20 protein-coding genes and 1 tRNA gene are annotated in these 18,016 nt (G+C 62.9%); 12 read left to right on the forward strand and 9 right to left on the reverse strand.

The window, feature by feature from the left end; translation table 11 throughout:
* Positions 1–3 precede the first annotated feature (3 nt).
* From C491_RS15775 to gvpM, 3 genes are read left to right on the forward strand one after another with little or no spacing between them, the layout of a single operon-like run.
* Positions 4–348 (forward strand): gas vesicle protein K, encoded by a 345-nt coding sequence (locus tag C491_RS15775; RefSeq protein WP_005558087.1) that lies wholly within the window; start codon positions 4–6, stop codon positions 346–348.
* Positions 345–1,244 carry a gas vesicle protein GvpL gene (gvpL, locus tag C491_RS15780; RefSeq protein WP_005558088.1) on the forward strand — a complete coding sequence of 300 codons (900 nt, stop codon included), beginning with the start codon at positions 345–347 and terminating at the stop codon, positions 1,242–1,244. The genes C491_RS15775 and gvpL overlap by 4 nt, the downstream gene beginning before the upstream one ends.
* Positions 1,241–1,534 carry a gas vesicle protein GvpM gene (gene gvpM / locus C491_RS15785; RefSeq protein WP_005558090.1) on the forward strand — a complete coding sequence of 98 codons (294 nt, stop codon included), beginning with the start codon at positions 1,241–1,243 and terminating at the stop codon, positions 1,532–1,534. The genes gvpL and gvpM overlap by 4 nt, the downstream gene beginning before the upstream one ends.
* Positions 1,535–1,567: 33 nt before the next feature.
* Here gvpM and C491_RS15790 read toward each other — a convergent pair whose 3' ends face one another.
* The gene (locus C491_RS15790) at positions 1,568–1,783 is read right to left on the reverse strand and encodes a hypothetical protein (protein WP_005558092.1); all 216 of its coding nucleotides are present in this window, start codon (positions 1,781–1,783) and stop codon (positions 1,568–1,570) included.
* An 842-nt stretch (positions 1,784–2,625) separates the two neighbouring features.
* A complete protein-coding gene (locus C491_RS15795) occupies positions 2,626–3,687 on the reverse strand; it encodes a zinc-dependent alcohol dehydrogenase family protein (RefSeq protein ID WP_049892147.1) in 1,062 nt (353 codons plus the stop codon).
* Positions 3,688–3,891: 204 nt separating this feature from the next.
* On the opposite strand from C491_RS15795, the gene C491_RS15800 reads away from it, so the two are divergent.
* The 5 genes from C491_RS15800 to C491_RS15820 all read left to right on the forward strand — a co-directional run bounded on the left by C491_RS15800 (position 3,892) and on the right by C491_RS15820 (position 8,139).
* Positions 3,892–5,340: an ATPase domain-containing protein gene (locus C491_RS15800; protein ID WP_005558096.1), complete on the forward strand. Its 1,449-nt coding sequence runs from the start codon at positions 3,892–3,894 to the stop codon at positions 5,338–5,340.
* Between the two features lie 40 nt (positions 5,341–5,380).
* Positions 5,381–6,481 (forward strand): sensor histidine kinase, encoded by a 1,101-nt coding sequence (locus tag C491_RS15805; protein ID WP_005558098.1) that lies wholly within the window; start codon positions 5,381–5,383, stop codon positions 6,479–6,481.
* A gap of 113 nt (positions 6,482–6,594) precedes the next feature.
* A complete protein-coding gene (locus C491_RS15810; protein WP_005558100.1) occupies positions 6,595–7,398 on the forward strand; it encodes a succinylglutamate desuccinylase/aspartoacylase family protein in 804 nt (267 codons plus the stop codon).
* The gene (locus tag C491_RS15815) at positions 7,398–7,682 is read left to right on the forward strand and encodes a hypothetical protein (protein ID WP_005558102.1); all 285 of its coding nucleotides are present in this window, start codon (positions 7,398–7,400) and stop codon (positions 7,680–7,682) included. Before C491_RS15810 ends, C491_RS15815 begins: the two co-directional genes overlap by 1 nt.
* Before the next feature lie 118 nt (positions 7,683–7,800).
* Positions 7,801–8,139 (forward strand): DUF7853 family protein, encoded by a 339-nt coding sequence (locus C491_RS15820; RefSeq protein ID WP_049892150.1) that lies wholly within the window; start codon positions 7,801–7,803, stop codon positions 8,137–8,139.
* A gap of 185 nt (positions 8,140–8,324) precedes the next feature.
* Here the strand turns inward: C491_RS15820 and C491_RS15825 are convergent, their stop codons facing one another.
* The 4 genes from C491_RS15825 to lrp form a co-directional block, all read right to left on the reverse strand.
* Positions 8,325–9,440 carry a DsbA family protein gene (locus C491_RS15825; RefSeq protein WP_005558105.1) on the reverse strand — a complete coding sequence of 372 codons (1,116 nt, stop codon included), beginning with the start codon at positions 9,438–9,440 and terminating at the stop codon, positions 8,325–8,327.
* Positions 9,441–10,015: 575 nt separating this feature from the next.
* A complete protein-coding gene (locus C491_RS15830; protein WP_005558107.1) occupies positions 10,016–10,780 on the reverse strand; it encodes a pirin family protein in 765 nt (254 codons plus the stop codon).
* Positions 10,781–10,913: 133 nt separating this feature from the next.
* Positions 10,914–11,588, reverse strand: a complete 675-nt coding sequence (locus tag C491_RS15835) for a helix-turn-helix domain-containing protein (protein ID WP_005558108.1) — start codon at positions 11,586–11,588, stop codon at positions 10,914–10,916.
* 345 nt (positions 11,589–11,933) lie between these two features.
* The gene (lrp, locus tag C491_RS15840; protein ID WP_005558109.1) at positions 11,934–12,398 is read right to left on the reverse strand and encodes an HTH-type transcriptional regulator Lrp; all 465 of its coding nucleotides are present in this window, start codon (positions 12,396–12,398) and stop codon (positions 11,934–11,936) included.
* 788 nt (positions 12,399–13,186) lie between these two features.
* Between lrp and C491_RS22620 the strand changes: the two genes are divergently transcribed.
* Both C491_RS22620 and C491_RS22625 read left to right on the forward strand, forming a co-directional pair.
* On the forward strand, positions 13,187–13,525 hold the full coding sequence (locus C491_RS22620; protein WP_152421356.1) for a site-specific integrase: 339 nt from the start codon (positions 13,187–13,189) through the stop codon (positions 13,523–13,525).
* A 64-nt stretch (positions 13,526–13,589) separates the two neighbouring features.
* Complete coding sequence (locus C491_RS22625) at positions 13,590–14,240, forward strand: hypothetical protein (protein WP_152421357.1); 651 nt, start codon at positions 13,590–13,592, stop codon at positions 14,238–14,240.
* 409 nt (positions 14,241–14,649) lie between these two features.
* On the opposite strand, the gene C491_RS15860 is transcribed toward C491_RS22625, so the two are convergent.
* Positions 14,650–14,724: transfer RNA gene (locus C491_RS15860), tRNA-Val, on the reverse strand.
* A gap of 63 nt (positions 14,725–14,787) precedes the next feature.
* Positions 14,788–15,321 carry a cob(I)yrinic acid a,c-diamide adenosyltransferase gene (locus C491_RS15865; RefSeq protein WP_005558112.1) on the reverse strand — a complete coding sequence of 178 codons (534 nt, stop codon included), beginning with the start codon at positions 15,319–15,321 and terminating at the stop codon, positions 14,788–14,790.
* Positions 15,322–15,432: 111 nt separating this feature from the next.
* Between C491_RS15865 and C491_RS23345 the strand changes: the two genes are divergently transcribed.
* Positions 15,433–15,597 (forward strand): DUF7838 family putative zinc beta-ribbon protein, encoded by a 165-nt coding sequence (locus C491_RS23345; RefSeq protein WP_005558113.1) that lies wholly within the window; start codon positions 15,433–15,435, stop codon positions 15,595–15,597.
* A gap of 124 nt (positions 15,598–15,721) precedes the next feature.
* Positions 15,722–17,419 (forward strand): inositol monophosphatase family protein, encoded by a 1,698-nt coding sequence (locus C491_RS15870; protein WP_005558115.1) that lies wholly within the window; start codon positions 15,722–15,724, stop codon positions 17,417–17,419.
* Between the two features lie 25 nt (positions 17,420–17,444).
* On the opposite strand, the gene C491_RS15875 is transcribed toward C491_RS15870, so the two are convergent.
* A complete protein-coding gene (locus C491_RS15875; protein ID WP_005558116.1) occupies positions 17,445–17,966 on the reverse strand; it encodes a DedA family protein in 522 nt (173 codons plus the stop codon).
* Positions 17,967–18,016 lie beyond the last annotated feature (50 nt).

Genomic DNA, 18,016 nt, shown 5'->3' on the forward strand with positions numbered 1-18,016 from the left:
TCCGTGTCGACGATCGACGTCGGCGACGGCGAGAACGCGCGCGACGGGCTGTTGACGCTCGTCATCGCCGTCGTCGAGATCCTGATCGAGGCCCTCGAGGGCGAGGCCGTCCGACGCATGGAGTCGGGCGACCTCACCGACGAGGAGATCGAACGCCTCGGCGGTCAGCTCGCGACGATCGAGGCCGAAATCGAACAGCTCAAAGAAGACGAGGGGATCGAGGACGGCGTCGACGACCTCCGCGGCGAGCTGGACGGACTCGTCACCGACGCGATCGAACAGCTCCAGGGCGAGACGACCGCCTCGAACAAGCCCGGCTACTCCGTGTTCGGGGGTGAAGAGCAGTGAGTTCCGACGACCACGACGACCGGTCCGAACGCGCAGATCCGGAGCCGGGGGTCGACGCCGACGAGGTTCCCGAGATCGACGAGGGGCGCTACCTCTACTGTCTCGTGCGGGCGGACGCGAACGCCGACCTCGAGCTGACGGGGATCGACGACGAGCCGGTCTCGATCGTCGTCGAGGACGGGATCGGCGCGGTCGTCCACGCCTGCGAGGGGATCTACGATTCGGCCGATCTCGCGCAGGTCAGACGCTGGCTCGTTCGTCACCAGACGGTCATCGACGAGGCCAGCGAACGGTTCGGGACGCCGATCCCGTTCCAGTTCGACACGATCCTCCGGGGCGACGACGAACGCGTCCGGGAGTGGATCGACGGCGAGCGGGATACGCTCGAGCGCGCTCTTTCCGGACTGGCCGACCACTGGGAGTACCGCGTCGAGGTCGTCGAGGTCGACCCCGTCGACGACGAGACGCTGATCGAACGGGACGATCGACTCCAGGAACTTCACGGCAAGATCGCCGACTCCGAGGAGGGGACGGCGTTCTTGCTCGAGAAGAAACTCGATCAGCGTCTGGCCGCGGTGCGGGCGAACCGTCGGGAGTCGGCGACCGACGACCTCGAGGAGCGCCTCGCCGCCGAGGCCCGGGAGGTTCACTCCCTCGAGCGCTCCCCTTCGGCGTCGCTCTCCGACGAGGTCGCCGACGAGGACGACGGTGAGGGAGAGACCCTGTGTCGACTCACGCTGCTGGCCCACGAGGACGACGAGGAGGCCATCGGCTCGATACTCGACGACGTGGCGGCGACCGACGGGCTCGAGGTCCGGTTTACGGGGCCGTGGCCGCCGTACACGTTCGCACCGGAGCTCGGCAGCGGCGAGGCCGAGGGGGGACGGCAGCCATGAGACCGCGAAAGGACGAGGACGCGCTGGTGGACGTACTCGACGTCGTGCTCAGAGACGGGGCGATCCTCCGGGCCGACGTGATCATCTCAGTCGCAGACGTGCCGCTGGTCGGGATCAAACTCTCGGCGGCGATCGCCGGGATGGAGACGATGACCGAGTACGGACTGTTCCAGAAGTGGGACGTCGACCGCCGGGCCAGAGCGGTCGAACGCCGGCAGTACGGTCGGGGGCGCGACGACGATCGCGAGTCGATCACCGTCAACGGCCGCGAGCGAGACGAACTCGAGTAACGGGACGCCCGATCCGGAGGAGGTACCGAGCGGTCAGGCGAACGTCGGTCGCTCGGTCGTAAGTTCGACCTCCCCGGAGACGGTTTCCTCGTCGCGGTCCTCGTCGTAGACGTACTGTCCGGAGCCGCCACAGAGCGTACACTCGTAGTTCTCGGAAATCTCGTTGATCATCTCGCCGTCCTCGAAGTAGACGCGGCTCTGGACGATCTGCAGGAACTGCGGCGTCTCGCAGTTGGCACAGGTGATCATATCGGTGAGGTAGCCGTGACCGGTTGTAGTTATCCGGCTTGTAACCAATGGATCGGGACCCCCTATGGACGTCTTACCTGTCAGGCGTCGACTGGCAGAGGGCCCGGCTGGACACCCTTCCTCTCGAGCAATTGTGAAGCGGCGCAAACTCCGAGTAAACGAGTCATAATCACAAGACGGGAGCGGGATCGTTCGGGTATCGAGAGCCGAATTAGTGACCGAACAACCGTCGGTATGCCGGACGCGAACGACGAGATACTGACGTCGGACCGAACCATCGGCCGGCGACTCCGATCCCAAACCACCGACCGGAGCGAACCCGGCTGACTGCAGGTCGAATCGGTCGACGGCGCGGCGGAGAGAGCGTGTTTCCGCACCGGAGTCAGCCCCCCGTCGGAGGGGCGGTTCGCCCGTCAGTTCACACGCTGCTGGCAGCAGATCGCCACCGACCGGACGTTCGCTCCCGTAGCCGAGTACTACGTCTGCGGTATACGCCCCCTGTCGAGAGTTCGGCCGTACTAGTGGGTGACAAGCCGCCGCATAACAATGTCGCTCTCGAGCGAGTCTTCGTCCGCGGGGATACCCCCCGCCGGGTGCGCGCTCGGCCCGGACGCCGACGCGCTGACCGGCCGACTACGTGCGGTCGTACCCGGAACGCTCGGATGTGGACTCGCCCCCGCTTCGAGTACGCTCATGTCTCTCACGCCAGGGTGGGTTTCCCGCCCCCACCCGGTTCCAATACACTCGTGAGCCCCGGGCTCATACGGTCCGCCGTACGTCACTGCCGAAGCGACCGTGAGGCGGCATCCGGTCGCTCCGGCGAACAGGTACGGCAAACCGCATCAGAACTCGGTAACGACCGGAATGCCGATCGTCCCGTAGTCGTCCATCGCGGCCAGGGTCTTGGGCAACTCCTCGAGCGAGAGTCGCTCGCCGATGATCTTGCTCGGCTCGAGCGTTCCCGCCGCGATCAGCCGGAACAGTTCCTCGTAGCGAACCAGCGGCATGCCGAAGGAGCCGTGGAAGTCGATCTCCTGCATGGTCATCGCGTCAACCGGGAGGGAGACTTCGCCGCCCTCCTCGCCGGTAGTGAGGCCGACCTGGACGTGGTGGCCGCGTTTGCCCAGGCTGCCGATCGAGTTGCGGCAGGTCTCGGCGATTCCGAGCGCGTCGATCGAGACGTCGGCGCCGCCGTCGGCGAGCGCCTTCACCTCACTGGCGGGGTTGTCGGCCTCGGCGGCGTTGACCGTATCGGTCGCGCCGAGCTCGCGGGCGCGCTCGAGTTTGTCCTCGCGAACGTCGACGGCGATCGGGTGTGCACCGAGTGCACTCGCGATGTGGATCGCGGAGAGTCCGACGCCACCGCAGCCGTGGACGGCGACCCGATCGCCCGGCCGCAGATCGGCGCGATCGGCCAGCGCGTGGTAGGCGGTCATGAACCGACAGCCGAGCCCCGCCATCTCGGCGAACTCGACGTCATCGGGGAGTTTCACGCAGTTGAAATCCGCCTCCCGGACCGGGAACGCCTCCGCGAACGCGCCGGGGGCGATGCTCGTAAACCCGAGCGGAACGACCGTCTCACAGACGTTTGCCCGTCCCGTCTGACAGTGTCGGCAGCTTCCGTCGGCGAGGTGAAACGGGACGGTGACGCGGTCGCCTTCCGCGAGGGTCTCGACGTCCTCGCCGACTGCCGCCACGACGCCGGCCGGCTCGTGACCCAGAACCTGTCCCGGCTGGGCCTGCGCGCCGACCCACCCCCAGTCGCCCTGCCAGGCGTGCCAGTCGCTTCGGCAGACCCCGCAGGCTTCGGTCTCGACGACGACCTGATCGGGCTCGGGTTCCGGGTAGTCGACGGTTTCGATCTCGAGCGGTTCGCCGTACTCCGCGAGCACTGCAGCTCTCATATGCAGGGAGTACACACACCGCGTACAAAACTGTACGCGAACCGACCGATCGCACGCCACTGCGTTACCGGGTTCGTCCCGATCCGGTGCCGTTCGTGATCGCGTCGGCTCCGGTGACATTCATACAGACCATCTTACAGGGAATCAATTGATTAATACCTCTCAATTTCGTTTGGTTTGGCTGTGGCATCCGATATTACGCTGATGAACAGCGGGATCAACGGCCTGGACGAGATCCTTCACGGAGGGCTCGCGAAGGGACGGATGTATCTCGTCCACGGCCAACCCGGTACCGGGAAGACGCTGCTCGGAATGCACTTTCTGGAACGAGGCTTGCAAAACGGCGAGACGGTGCTGTTCATCCACGGAGAGGAGTCCAGAGCGGAGATTCTGGCCAACGGCAATGCGGTCAACATCGATGTCAGCGATGCCGAATTTCTCGATCTGGGTCCGGAGTCGGACTTCTTCACCGACGACGACTCGTACGACTTAGTCGAGCCGAGCGACATCGAGCGCGATCGCTACACCAAGCGAATCCACGAGGCGATCAGGGAAATCAACCCCTCCCGCGTCGTCGTCGACCCGATCTCACAGCTCAGGTACGTCGAGGCCAACGAGTACCAGTTCCGCAAGCGGATCCTCTCGTTTATGCGGTTTCTCAAGCAACACGAGATCACCGTTCTCGTCACGGCGACGCTCAACTCCAAACCCGAGTACGACACCGAGTTGCGCTCGCTCAGCGACGGCATCATCAAGCTTACTCGCAACAAGGAAGGACGGCGCGTCGAGGCGACGAAACACCGCGCGCTCGGTCAGATGGGCGGCGATCACGGGATGGCGATCCGTGAGAACGGTCTCGAGATCTTTCCGCGGATTATCCCCGAATCACACCACCACACGTTCAAGCCCAAACGGATCCACTCGGGGATCGACGAACTCGACGAGCTGCTCGGCGGCGGGTTCGACCAGCGCACCGTCACGTTCATCAGCGGACCGACGGGTGCCGGCAAGACCTCGACGGGAACGCAGCTGCTAGCGCAGGCGGCCAGAGACGGGCTCAACTCTGCGATCTATCTGTTCGAGGAGAACATGGAGACGTTCACCCATCGCTCGGAGTCGATCGACATCCCCGTTACGGAACTGCGTGAGGAGGGGACGCTCTCGGTAAACGAAGTCGAACCGCTCGCGCTCTCGAGCGAGGAGTTCGCCCACATGGTTATCGAGCAGGTCGAAGCGGAGGGCACCGACATCGTGATGATCGACGGGATCGACGGCTACACGATCTCGATCCAGGGACAGGAGTCCGAACTCGTTCGAGAGCTCCACGCGCTGGCGCGCTACCTGAAGAACAAGGGCGTCACGGTGTTGATCACGAACGAGATCTCCGAGATCACCGGCATCACGGAGGCGACCGACAATCAGCTCAGCTACATCGCGGACAACATCGCGTTCGTCAGCTATGTCGAGATGGACGGGAGCCTGCAGAAGGTCATCGGCGTGCTCAAAAAACGCACCGGCAGTTTCGAGAAGACGCTTCGGGAGTTCGAGATCACCGGCGACGGTATCCACGTCGGCGAGCCGCTAACCGGCCTTCACGGTATCTTACAGGGCTCGCCGATGGGACGAACGATCGATCCCGCACAGAACGAATGATCACACCATACCGCAGTACGACGAGATCCCGAGTCCGCGTATGAGTCGGAACGACCAGCGGAACACGATCCAACTGCTCATCAACGAGGAGGGAAATCGCGCTGCGGTTCGGGAACTGCTCACCGACTACTACGAGGTCGAGACCGACTCGTCGCTCGTCGAGGCCGACCTCTATCTCGTCGACGACTACTCCTTTCACGACTACCACAGCGCGCTCCGCGAGCACGTTGACGAGAGCGACCCGGTCTTCTGTCCCGTCGTCCTCGTCCGCCGCGACGACGACCCCCACAGGGTTCCGCTACCGAACCCTGACGAACGCGATCCACCGCTGCTCGTCGACGACATCGTCGAGGCACCGATCGATCGAACGCTGCTCTTTCGGCGACTGAACACGCTGCTCGTCCGACGCAGCCAGTCTCAGGAGCTGATGCACTACATCTCGAAGCTCGAGGAGTCGAACCGCTCGCTCGAGCAGTTCGCCTACGCCGCCAGCCACGACCTTCAGGAGCCGTTGCGGATGGTCTCGAGCTACCTCCAGCTCATCGACCAGCGCTACGAGGACGAGATCGACGAGGAGGGCCAGGAGTTTCTCAGCTACGCTATCGACGGTGCTAACCGGATGCGGGATATGATCGAGGGACTGCTCGAGTACTCCCGGGTCGACACCCGCGGCAGTCCGCTCGAGCCGACGGATCTCGGGGCCGTTCTCGACGAGGCGCTCGCGGATCTCAGGATGAAGATCAGCGAGCACGACGCCGAGATCGAAGCCGAACCGCTCCCGACCGTGCTGGGCGACGACGATCAGCTCCGACAGGTGTTCCAGAACCTGCTGAACAACGCGATCGAGTACAGCGGCGACGAACCCCCTCGGATATGGGTCAGTGCACGGCGGGAGGGTAGACAATGGCGGATCGACGTCTCCGACGACGGCGCCGGGATCGATCCCGAGGATCAGGACCGGATCTTCGAGCTGTTCCAGCGGCTACACAGCCACAAGGAACACGCGGGAAGCGGAATCGGGCTCGCCCTCTGTAAACGGATCGTCGAACGCCACGACGGACGGATCTGGGTCGACTCCGGCTCGAGTTCGGGTGCGACGTTTTCGTTTACGCTCCCGGCACTCGACACGCAACAGGACTAACCGCCGAGGTGCCAGCTGCGACTCGGCGAAAAGCGTGGTAACCGCACTATTGTTCTACCACTTGACCCGAAGATGGGAAGGTGCTTGAGGATGGATCCACTTCGATTAGCCGAATGAGGCGACGTCGAACCCTGGCCGCCTGCGGAGCGTTCGTCGGAACAGCCGTCGCCGGCGCGGTGAGCCGCCCAACCGACGGCACGGAGCTGGTAGCGAGAGCCCGCGACTCGAGCGACGGGAGCGGGCTCGAGACGACCACCGAGACGCTGCTGTCCGAGACGGTTCACGAGACGACGCTGTACGAGATTGACGCGCCGAGGGACGGCCCGACGGCGATGATCTTCGGCGGCGTTCACGGTGACGAGTACAACGGGATCGACGTCGCACACGAGGTAGTCGACTGGGCTCCCGACGCGGGAACGCTTGTCATCGTTCCCGAAACCGACCGCGTCGCGGTCGAAAACGACGAACGGGAGGGTGTCGATGGCGACCTGAACCGTCACTTTCCGGCCGAGGAGGAACCGACGAGCGACCTCGCAGCCGGCATCTGGGATGCGATCGAACGTCACGATCCCGACGTCGCACTGGACCTCCACCGGTCGCTCGGCGTCTACGGCGTTCACCAGGAGTACGTCGGCCAGGCGCTGTTCTACTCACCGGGTGCGGACGGCGCGTCCATCGCGGCGACGCTCAACGACGAGGCCGTCCCGTGGTATCTTCCGTTGCACCGGTTCGTCGCCCACGAGAGCCACCTCTCCGGGCCGGTGCTGTTCCACGAGGTTGCACGGGAACTCGACGCCGCGTCGTACCTCTTCGAGACGACTAACTTCCTCCTCGATCGTGAGACGAAAAACGAAATGACGCGAATCGCGACCGCAGCGGTGCTCGACCGACACGGGCTGCTCGAGGAGGGTCGATAATGGCGCCGTCGCTTCGACGGGTGCTGACCGCCCCCGTCACGGTCGCGACGTTTCTCTTGCTTGTTGTCCCGCTGGCGCTGGGGTGGCTCAGAACGTCCCTGCTGTCACCGCTCGCGCTGCCGGGGTATCTGATCTACACGATCGGATCGGCGATCGGCAATCTCGTCGCGCCGCGGCTCGACCTCTGGGTCTACTGGATCCCGTTTCTGGCGGGCTGTTACGGCATCGCCGTAACGATCGGCTACGTCTTCGAGTTCCTGGCCGATCGGCTCGAGTCGCGCTGACGGTCTTCGGTCTCGCTGACCCATCTCCACCGACTCCTCACGCCGAGCTTTCGTTCTCTGCATGTGAACTGCTAGCAAGGCTTATGACGGGTGGACCCATAGCCTTGCGTACACACCGATGCCATCCAGGTCCCGACCGCCCCGATCGACTACCCTCTCGCTGTCACACGACGAGCACTGGACGCTTCATCACGTGTTGCTCCACCGAATCGAACAGGAAGAAACCGCCACCGACCCGACCGACATTGACTCGCCTCCGCTCGAACTGTTTCAGGCGTTCGAGACGATCGACGGCGGAGCGGTTCGGTTCACCGACCCCCAGCTCGAGGCGGTCCAGACGACGCTGGCCAGTTACCAGCGGTCGACGGACTGGTGGGAACTCGAGCGCGGCGCCCTCGAGTCACTACTCGAACATGTTACGAACGCCCTCGAGACCGATCGGGTACCGGCCGACTGAGACGGCTCCCGTCGCGGTTCCGAGAGCTCGAGACTGTCCTGTAGCTACGCAACGGTACGGCAGCGTTCAGCTCGAGGCCGTTCGAAGAACGAGATAACGGTCCCGATCGATACCGCGGGCGACAGCACGGCGTTCGTCAGTCAAATCCGGGCGACGGACGGCGACTCGTCTCGACGGATCGCGGGTTAGCAGTCGACCGGAAGGTCGTCGACGGTGCGGTCGCCGCTGAGGTCGTAGTCCTCGCCGGCGCCGATGCTGCCGTCCGAGCTCCCGCCGCTGGTGTCGTCATCAGCGTCGTCGGCATCGTCGGAGCCGTCGTAATCGTCGTCAGCGTCCTCGTCGTCGGCATCGTCGTCGTAGTCGTAATCGTCGTCAGCGTCCTCGTCGTCGTAGTCGTCGTCAGCGTCCTCGTCGTCGTAGTCGTCGTCAGCGTCCTCGTCGTCGTAGTCGTCGTCGCCTTCCTCAGACTCCTCGGTCTCGTCGGACTCGGCAGTTTCCTCGTCGTCCTCGTCCTCGGCGTCCTCAACCTCGGACTCCTCCTGTGGTTCCTCGGCTTCCTCGTCGCCGTCGTCCACGTCGGAGTCGTCGTCCGATTCGGAGTCGTCCTCGAGTTTCTCCTCCGATTTCTCTCCCTCGGGCGCGTCGTCGAGACGGCTGTCGAGCCAATCGATGACCGCCTGAGTGCCGTGGTGTGGCGCGGTCGTGTCACCAGCCAGCTCGAGCTGTGGCGTGTAGGTGATCCCGTCGTTGCTGGCCAGGGTAGCGACCTCCTCGACGTCTGCGTCGTACTCGCCAGCTTTCGCGCGCTCGATAACGGCGTCGACGTTCGATACATCAGCGGCGCGCGCTCGGTTCTCGAGCTCGTCGTAGCTGATGTGTCCCGACGGCATGTCCGTGTAGGTCTCGGTCACGAACTGCCAGTAGCTGTTCGGGTCCTCGTCCCAGACGGCCAGTCCGACGGCCGCGAGCCGCGAATCGGTGCCCGAAATGAACGACTGCGAGGTGTCGCCCGGCTCGTACGCGAGGTTGCAGAACTCGACGTTGAGCTGTCCCTCAGTGACGAACTCGGAGATTATCTCCTGGAGGTTTCCGGAGACGAAGTCCTGGCTCGACGGACACTTGAAGTTCCCGTAGAAGGTTGCGGTCGGCGCGTCGCTGTTCGATCCGATCGTCGGATACGTACGCTCGCCTGCGTCGTCCGGAATCGGTACCCCATCGGACGATGCGCTTCCGGACGCGACCCCAGCGAGTCCGAGCAGCGAGACGGCCCCAGTAGTTGTCAGTACACTTCGACGTGTCATCTGCGGCTTCCGTGACATCGACTGCTTCTCATCAGGGAGGGAGTATAAACCGACTCAGCCGTTCTGTACGCTTCCCCGAACTTTACGAAACTTCTACCCGCTCCAGACATCTCTCGGAACCACAACTGATCGGGACACTGTTTCAGTCTAACTCGAATCGTCGACACCGCAATCAGCAAACCGCAAGCAGGCGACGTCGTTCGCGAGAGCGAACGATTACTCGCACCCCCAACTCGAGTTTCGATTCTCGAAATGATGTAAGTACAGCAGGCGTTTCCGACTATCCTAACTTCTATTTTGCTGACTGTTATCTAGAGATCGAATGTCGTGGTAACGACTGTCAGTATCGACCGAGCTCCGGAACTGTATCGGCTCTCGAGCGGAGGATTCTGTCGTCTAGACTACCAAAACCTGCGGCGAGATCGTTCGTTCGGAGGTGGTTTCGGCGACGATCGACCGTTCCGCTACCGTGCCGTGCGGACTCGCCCCGGAACGGTTGCGAGGAGCGGGGTTCGTCCGAACGGTTGCGTTCTCCGGCAAGGAGACGGTTCCCTCCCGGCGTCGACGACTCGATCTCAGCGGCCGATCGTTCCGCTACGGGTGACCGGAGCGTCGGGATCGATACGAAACGCGATCACTGTCGATTCCTCGGTTGCGGCGACGGACGTGTCGCTCTCCCCGGTCACGAGCGCGCTCTCCGTGTACCCGACCGGCACGCCGTCTACCGTGACCCCACCCTCGAATACGTATAGGTAGGTGTCCCATCCCGACTGAGAGGGGAGCGTAACGGTCGCTCCGGCGTCGAGACGGCAGTCGTAGCAGTGGACGTCGTTGCGGACGGACAGCGGGGCCTCGCTGCCTTCGGGGCCGAACAGGTGACGCCACTCGTTGCGAGCCGCGTCGGGAATCCGCTCGTGCTGGATGCCCGGCTCGAGCTCGAGGCTGTGGGGTCGGACGAATATCTGGAGCATCCGCAGCGGCGGATCGTCGGCGGCAGTTTCCTCGGCGTGCCAGAAACCGCTGCCGGCGTTCATCACCAGTAGGTGATCCGGATCCGTGATCAGCTCGTTTCCCTGCCGGTCGTCGTGGCGCATCACGCCCTCGGGAACCCACGAGACGATCTCCTCGTTGCGGTGTCCGTGCATTCGGATCACCGTTCCCGGGTCCATGAACGACTCGACGACGGTCGCCAGCGGCCCGTAGCCGTGATCGTCGTGACCGGGAACCGCTCGGCCGGGAAAGTTGAAGTGCGTCCTGAAGTTGTCCTGGTCCTGTGAAACCGCCGTTCGTGGGGCTGTATGGATCTGGGGGCTCGAGCGTGCCGATCCGGACTCGTCCATTACCGGCGCTAGCGACCCCGTGGCTAAATGCGTTCTGCGCGTTCGGATCTCCACGGACGATGCAACACGCGTCGTTGGTGTTCAGAAGTATGCACTCTTCGCTGGCTCCCGTTTCTCGGAGCCCGAACGACGGTTAGTCGGAGAGCCCCGGAGAGGGCGTCGGCTCCGCTTCCTCGGCCGAAACGTCGAGCTCCGACGCGACCAGCGACCGGTACGCGCGACGAAGCCGCTCGGAAAGGGCCTGGTGAGAGACATCGAGCTCCTCGGAGAGTTCCTGCATCGAAACGTCCCGCGGAATTTCGAAGTAGCCGTGGTTGATAGCCGCGACGAGCGTTTCGTACTGGTTCTGTGTGAGGCCGGACTGCGAACCGGTTTCACCGTTCGTATCGTAGAGGCGGATCACCGTCGGTTGGAGGTCGTGCTCCTCGAGTCGGGTGTGAATCGAGCTCGCGTCGCTGCGCTCTTGCACTCGAATATCGAGAACCCAGGAGCGCCCCGTGGCCGAGGCGTCTAGGATGGTTCCGCCCTCCTCGAGCACCAGCTCGAAGAGGTCGATCGTTTTCGGCGCAAACTCGACGTTGTACAGCCACTGTTCGTCGTCCCCGCTGACCAGCGCGTACTCCTCGATCGTCGAGGCTTCCGCTAGGCCCGTCTCGATCTCCGCTTTCGGTGCCCCGGAGAGCCACAGGTCGTACCCGCTCGAGACGACCCCGGCCTCCGCTTCGCACGTGAGCGACGGCACGGATTCGAACAGTTCCGCCAGCCCGGTCCCCTCGCTCGAGATTTCGAGATTGACGATCGAGGTCATATGTTCGATTCGAACGAGACGGCCCAGTTCCATAGGGGCGGCTCCAAATTTATTAGCACTGTCGATAGAGAAAGTACGGTCGTGTTACATCTGACGCTGTAACGGCGACCGAGGCGATTCGAATCCGATCGTACAGCCGTCTTGCGGCCGGACGCCTACCGTCCCGTGGCTGCTGTAGACACCTATTTGAACCTTGTCACGAAGAATCGGCGCCGACACCGTGTCGGATCAGTCTCCGAGCTGGAGCGACGAGGGAGATGCCGTTCCACTGCGGCCTCGGAATCGGTCTCTCCGGTTGCCGGACGCTTCAGTCCTCGAGCGAAGGATACGCCGCAGCGGGGCCGATCAGTCGTCGGCGTCGGCCCCGAGTCGGAACTGCTCGTTTTCGGAGATGGTCTCGAGGACGATACTGGTGTTCGATCGGGTAAGGTCGGGATCGGTGATCAGGGCCTTGATCTGGTCGTTCATATCGTCCGTATCCTCGAACTTCCCGATCGCGATGATATCGTAGTCGCCGGTGACCTCGTAGACGGAGATGATCTGAGCGTGGTCCCGGAGCGTGGCGGTGATCTCCGACAGGGCGCTTCCTTCCACCTTGAGCTGCATGATGGCGGTAACGTCGTATCCCGCCGCGTCGTAGTTGACGACCGGTGTGTACCCCTGGATGACGCCCTCCGATTCGAGATCCGAGAGGTGGTTCGAGACGGTCGTGACGGAAACGTCGAGCTCCTCGGCGAGGCTCCGAAGGCTGGCACGTCCGTTCTCGAGCAGTTCGTTTACTAGCTCCGTATCGAGGTGTTCGTAGGCCACTGCATAATACGATCTCTCCACTCCGTCTAAACAGTTACGAACAGTCAGTTTTTCGCTCTCGTATTTGAATTTGCAACTACCACCGGCGGCCGGTCGTTCCCGTTCTGACGAGACGTCCACTCGAACCGGCCTTCGTTCTCGCGCACAGCGGTCGATCGGGTGTACGACACCGACCCCCTGGCACCGATCCTGGCGCGACGGACTCCTCGCTTCACCTACGACTTCGTCGCTCGCGTTCTCGTGGGACCAGCGCGCTACGCCTCGGTCATCGTCGTCAGGCCGTCGAAGGGATCGGGCAGAGTTGAACGACGCTCGAGAACCTGCTCGCGTTGCTCACAGAGTCTCGGTCCAGTTCGAAATTGCCGTAACGATCTCTGACGGAACGATGACTTGCTTCGCTCGTCAGTTTGTTTCGGCAGAAATGGGCTGGGGCAGATTTGAACCACGCCGAGACGGTCTCGCTCGCTCCCTGCGGTCGCTGCGCGAGCTGCGACTCGCCTGGTTCAAACTGCCGACTTCCTCCGTGATTCGGTCGGAACTCCCCTCTGTGGCGCGGTTTCGACTCAAAACCATGCCCGAATCAATCGCGCCGGAAGAAGCGATCGACCAGTAGAGTTCGATGATATGAGTGATATGACCGGGAAACGGATCTATGAATACAAGATCCACCGTCGAGATGAGGGAGACGTAAATGCGGTTACGCTTTCGATCAACTTAGCACCTTCCGGGTATTCCTACGCTTCTGTGAGAAGCTCGATTTCGTCGCTGAAGGAACTGCAGAGAGTGTGATGATCCCGGATATCGATCCCAACGAAAACGCGCGAGACACTGCTATCGGGCCAGAGAGAGCCGGTGAGATACTCGAGTACTTAGAGAAGTTCGAGTACGGATCTCTCCGTCACGCTCTCTTCTACGTCCTCTGGCATACTGGGATGCAAACTGGGAGCGTTCACTCGCTTGATATCGAAGATTCCCATTCCGATGAACAGTATCTCGAAGTCCGCCATCGACCGGAGAAAGGGACTCGGTTGAAGAACAAACAAGGAGGGGAACGAGAAGTAAATCTGAAGCCAGAAATCTGTGTTGTCTTGGATGACTACATTCAGGTTCTGCCTTCGTCTCGATGATTCGAACCTCGGTTGAATCAGGATATTGCTAACCTTTTTTGTCAAGAACCCGTTATTCGCTACTATGGCACCCAATCGCAGTCGGAGGCGATCGTTCCTCCAGGCTGCTGGTTGTTTGGGTATCGCCTCACTCGCTGGCTGTATCGATCGGACACTGCGCCGACTCGAGAACATACCTGAACCGCTTGAGGGCCCTCATCTACTCACCATCGAGGAGGCAACGGAAGGTTCAGACCACGACCTCCCTGTCGAACTCTCGTACGAGGTCGATGATAGACGGATCGCTGCAGACAACCCTGCGCGGCTCTCGGTCCACCTGAGAAACACGAGTGATCGAACGCTGTTGTTCCGTGCTAATACCCCTCCGTGGCCGTTCGGTGTCGTCACGTTGTTTCCAGAGGATAATGACGAGGATGATATTGATATGGAGTCGGTTACGCTGTGGACTGATGCGTACGAAGAGTCCGATGGGGTCACGACAACACGACATCGTGAGGTTCGCAGTGCTAGTGATAAGCACGTTCATGAAGAGGTACCAAGTGGAGCATCGGTCACGGAAAACTACCGACTCTACCTCGATTCCGCGCACCTCGCCGTCGGAATATACCGTACGAGTGTGTCAGCACGAGTAGATGGCTGGGTCGCAGAAGGCTCGCATCGAATCGAGTTTGACAAGATCACCATTGAACCAGAGGGCTCTGGTGAATCGCTGTAAGGCGGCGGGATAGGTCGTCAAACCAAAAGAAGTGAAGCGGGAAATCGGCGATGCTCTATGTCGAAGATCTCCCGCTTCACTCGCAAGGCGGCTGTCTCCAGAATATGTTCCTCGCCTTTCATTGGTTCTGGTTCTCCCATGACTCTGCTCTAATCTCCCGAATCAAGGCCCATAATGCTGCGTAACCGCACCACGGTAGGGGGAGAAACATAGTAAACCTACTCGGATCGTATGTCGGACGTTTGGGGGGATATATACGCCCTCTACGCCGTACTGTGATTCAGTCGGAGCCGTTCAAAATGGGTTGGGGCAGATTTGAACCACGGTCGTTTCGCTTCGCTCCACTCCCTGGTTCAAACTGCCCAACGTAACGAATTTGCTGCTCCCGGATTGCTCGCAGCAAAATTAGTGGGTTGGGGCAGATTTGAACTGCCGACTTCCTCCGTGTGAAGGAGGTATCATAACCGGACTAGATCACCAACCCGCATCCCGTGATATCCGTGCGCTCGACTTAAGCCTTCCTTTCACTCCCGAACGTCTCGAGCGATCAGTACTGCGGCGCCTCCTCGGGTTCGCCCTCGCGCTGGTTGACCAGTCGGGCGACGGTGAACAGCCCGTCCGAGAGGCGGTTGAGGTACTCGACGGTCCGCTCGTTGATCTGCTCGCTCGAGGCCAGCCCGACGGTGCGGCGCTCGGCGCGCCGACAGACCGCGCGGGCGTGATGAAGCCGCGCACCGTGTTCGCTGCCGGTCGGCAGGATAAACGAGGTCAGGGGCTCGAGTTCCTCGTCGTACTCGTCGATCCAGTTCTCGATCGTCTCGACGTGGTCGGCCCGGATCTCGGGGTCGCCCTCGTCGGGGTCGGGGTTCGCGAGGTCAGCCTGGACGACGTGGAGGTGGTTCTGGACCGTTCGCAGTCGCTCGTCGACGTCGTCGTACCCGGTGGGGCGAACGGTGCCGACCAGCGCGTTGAGTTCGTCGACGGTGCCGTAGGCCTCGATTCGGGGATCCGTCTTCGAGACACGAGTCATGTCTCGGAGGTCGGTCTCGCCGTCGTCGCCGCGACCAGTGTAGATCGTCATGGCGGGATCGACGGACGGTTCGCACTTAACTTCGCCGTCCACGACGGCGACCGGTCGTCCCCGCTCGCCCGAATCAGTACGTTAAACACGCTCGATTCGGTAGTGACCGGTATGGCCCTGGAACTCGACCACGAGTGTCCGAACTGCGGCGACGAGAAGACGTTCTACCGCGCCGCGAGCACGACGCTGCACCTCGGCAAGAAGGTCAAGTGGCACTGTCCGGACTGCGACTACGGCTTCGTGCAGATCAACGGCATCGACTCGAGCGCGGCCTGAAACGGATCGAACTTTCGACTTCGTCGTTTCGGACGGCGCGGAGCACCTTCTTGCGGCGTCGAACGCGACTTTCGATCGGGGGCGAACGCCAGACCCATAGTCTCGCGGTTCGACGACCCACTCGATGCAAGGACGTCGGCTCGCAACCACCGAGGAGATCATCGCGATCGTCAGTCCCGACAGCGACGACGTCGTCGCCCGCCTCGCGGCCTGGGCCGACGACCGCGGGATCGGGCTTTCGACGGTCGACGTCGGCGAGTCGATCGACGAGGTCTACGACGGGAACCGGGCCACACTCGGCGTCACGATCGGCGGCGACGGAACCTTCCTCGAGGGGATCAAGACCTTCGCCCCGAGAGGCGTTCCCCAGCTCGGCGTCAACACGGGAACGCTCGCCTTCCTCTCACGGATCGAGCCCGAAGACCTCGAGGCGGCCCTCGACGAGGTGATTCACGGTCGGGCGACGATCGACAGCCGCCAGCAGGTCGCCGTCCGCGGATCGGGGCTCGAGGCGACCGGGATCAACGACGTCATGATCGAGCACGTCCCGCCGGAGAACCCGATCGACCGGAAGATCACCCGACTGGACGTCTACGCCGACGACGAGTACGTCGGCGAGTTCGAGGGGACGGGGATCGCCGTCTCGACGCCGACGGGGTCGACGGGCGTCTCGCTGTCGGCCAACGGGCCGATCCACTACCCCGCGAACAACCACACCCTCCAGCTGATTCCGTTGCACACCCACCAGCTCGGAGTGCGACCGATCGTCGTCTCGCCCGAGACCGAACTCCGGATCCGTACTCAGGGACCCGCGAGCCTGCTGGTCGACGGCGGACGAGCCAACGCGCTGCTCGAGGAGGGCGAGGAGGTGCTGGTCACGGGAGCCGAACAGCTCGCTCACGTCGTCCACACCAGCTACGACGACCACTTCTTCACCGCGATTTCGAAGAAGCTCGGCTGGGACGTTCGCGGCGACGACGAGCCCCCGCGGGTTCCCGCGTCGCGGTCGGAAACCGGCGTCGACGGTGACGGCCTCCTCGAGCGCGCGCGGACGATCGCCACCGAGGCGGCCGAGGCGGCCGGCGAACCGCTCCGGGAGCTCCACGGGCAGGTCGAGTCCGTCGGGGTCAAAAGCGACAAATCCGACATCGTCACCGAGGCCGACTACCAGGCCAACCGGATCATTACGACGGTGATCGAAAACGAGTTCCCCGACCACGGAATCGTCTCCGAAGAACAGCCGCGAGACGTCCGCGAGGGCGGCTACACCTGGGTAGTCGACCCCCTCGACGGGACCGGGAACTTCGCCCACGGCAACCCCAACTACTCGATCGCGATCGCGCTGCTCGAGGACGAGTATCCCGTCGTCGGCGTCGTCTACGTCCCCGAGACCGACGAGCTGTTCAGCGCGATCGCCGGCGGGACGGCCCGCCGGAACGGCGATCCGATCGAGACCACCAGGCGGGACCGCCTCGACGAGAGCATGCTCATCTCCGGCTACGATCCCGACGGCTCCTTTCTCACGCGGTTCTACCAGGAGACTCGCGGCGTCAGACGGCTCGGTTCGACCGCACTCAATCTCTGTTACCTCGCCAGTGGGAGTGCCGACGCCACATGGGAGTACGACACCTACCCCTGGGACGTCGCCGCCGGACTGGTGATCGCTCGCGAGGCTGGCGCCCGGCTCACCGACGAGCGAGGCGAACCGTTCGTCTTCGAACTCGAGACGGAGGGCCGGTCGGCCCTGCTGGGCTCGAACGGCCCGCTTCATCCGGCTCTGCTCGAACACCTCGAGGGTGGGCACGACGGCTGCGGGCGGTAGCCGGCCGGAGAGCGCCGACGGCGGTTCAGGCCAGGACCGCCACGCTGGCGAGCGCGGCGCCGACGTAGACGCTGTGATAGAGCGCGGTCGCGATCGACATGTGGAACGCGTACCGACCCGCCGAGTACGAACTCAACGCCGCGGGAACGGCGATGATGCCCCGACTCACTGGAACGATGTTGGTCGTGAAGATCGCGAGTCCGCCGTACCGTTGGAACCAGCGATCGAGCCGACGGTACCGCGGCGACTGCGGGTCGAGTTCGACGTACGGGAGCTCCTCGAGAACGGACCAGCCGTAGCGGCTGACGGCGAGATACAGCGCCAGCTGCCCGAGGACGTGGGCGATCGTGACGACGACGACGACGAGTGCGGCCTCGCGGCCCGTGAAGCCGCCCCCAACGACGTAGCCGGGGAGGAAGACGCTCGTCGGAAAGACCTTGCCGACGAGCGCTCCCTTCAGCACGAACACCCCGAACAGCACTGGGAGGCCGAAGGCTCGGATCGCGGCCTGGAGGACATCGACGGACGTCGCCGTCGATCCGATCATCGCTCAACTTCGGCCGGCCCCGTTCGGACGATTTGTTTCACTACCAACAT

This window comes from Natronococcus amylolyticus DSM 10524 (assembly GCF_000337675.1).
In the GTDB taxonomy this organism is placed as follows: domain Archaea; phylum Halobacteriota; class Halobacteria; order Halobacteriales; family Natrialbaceae; genus Natronococcus; species Natronococcus amylolyticus.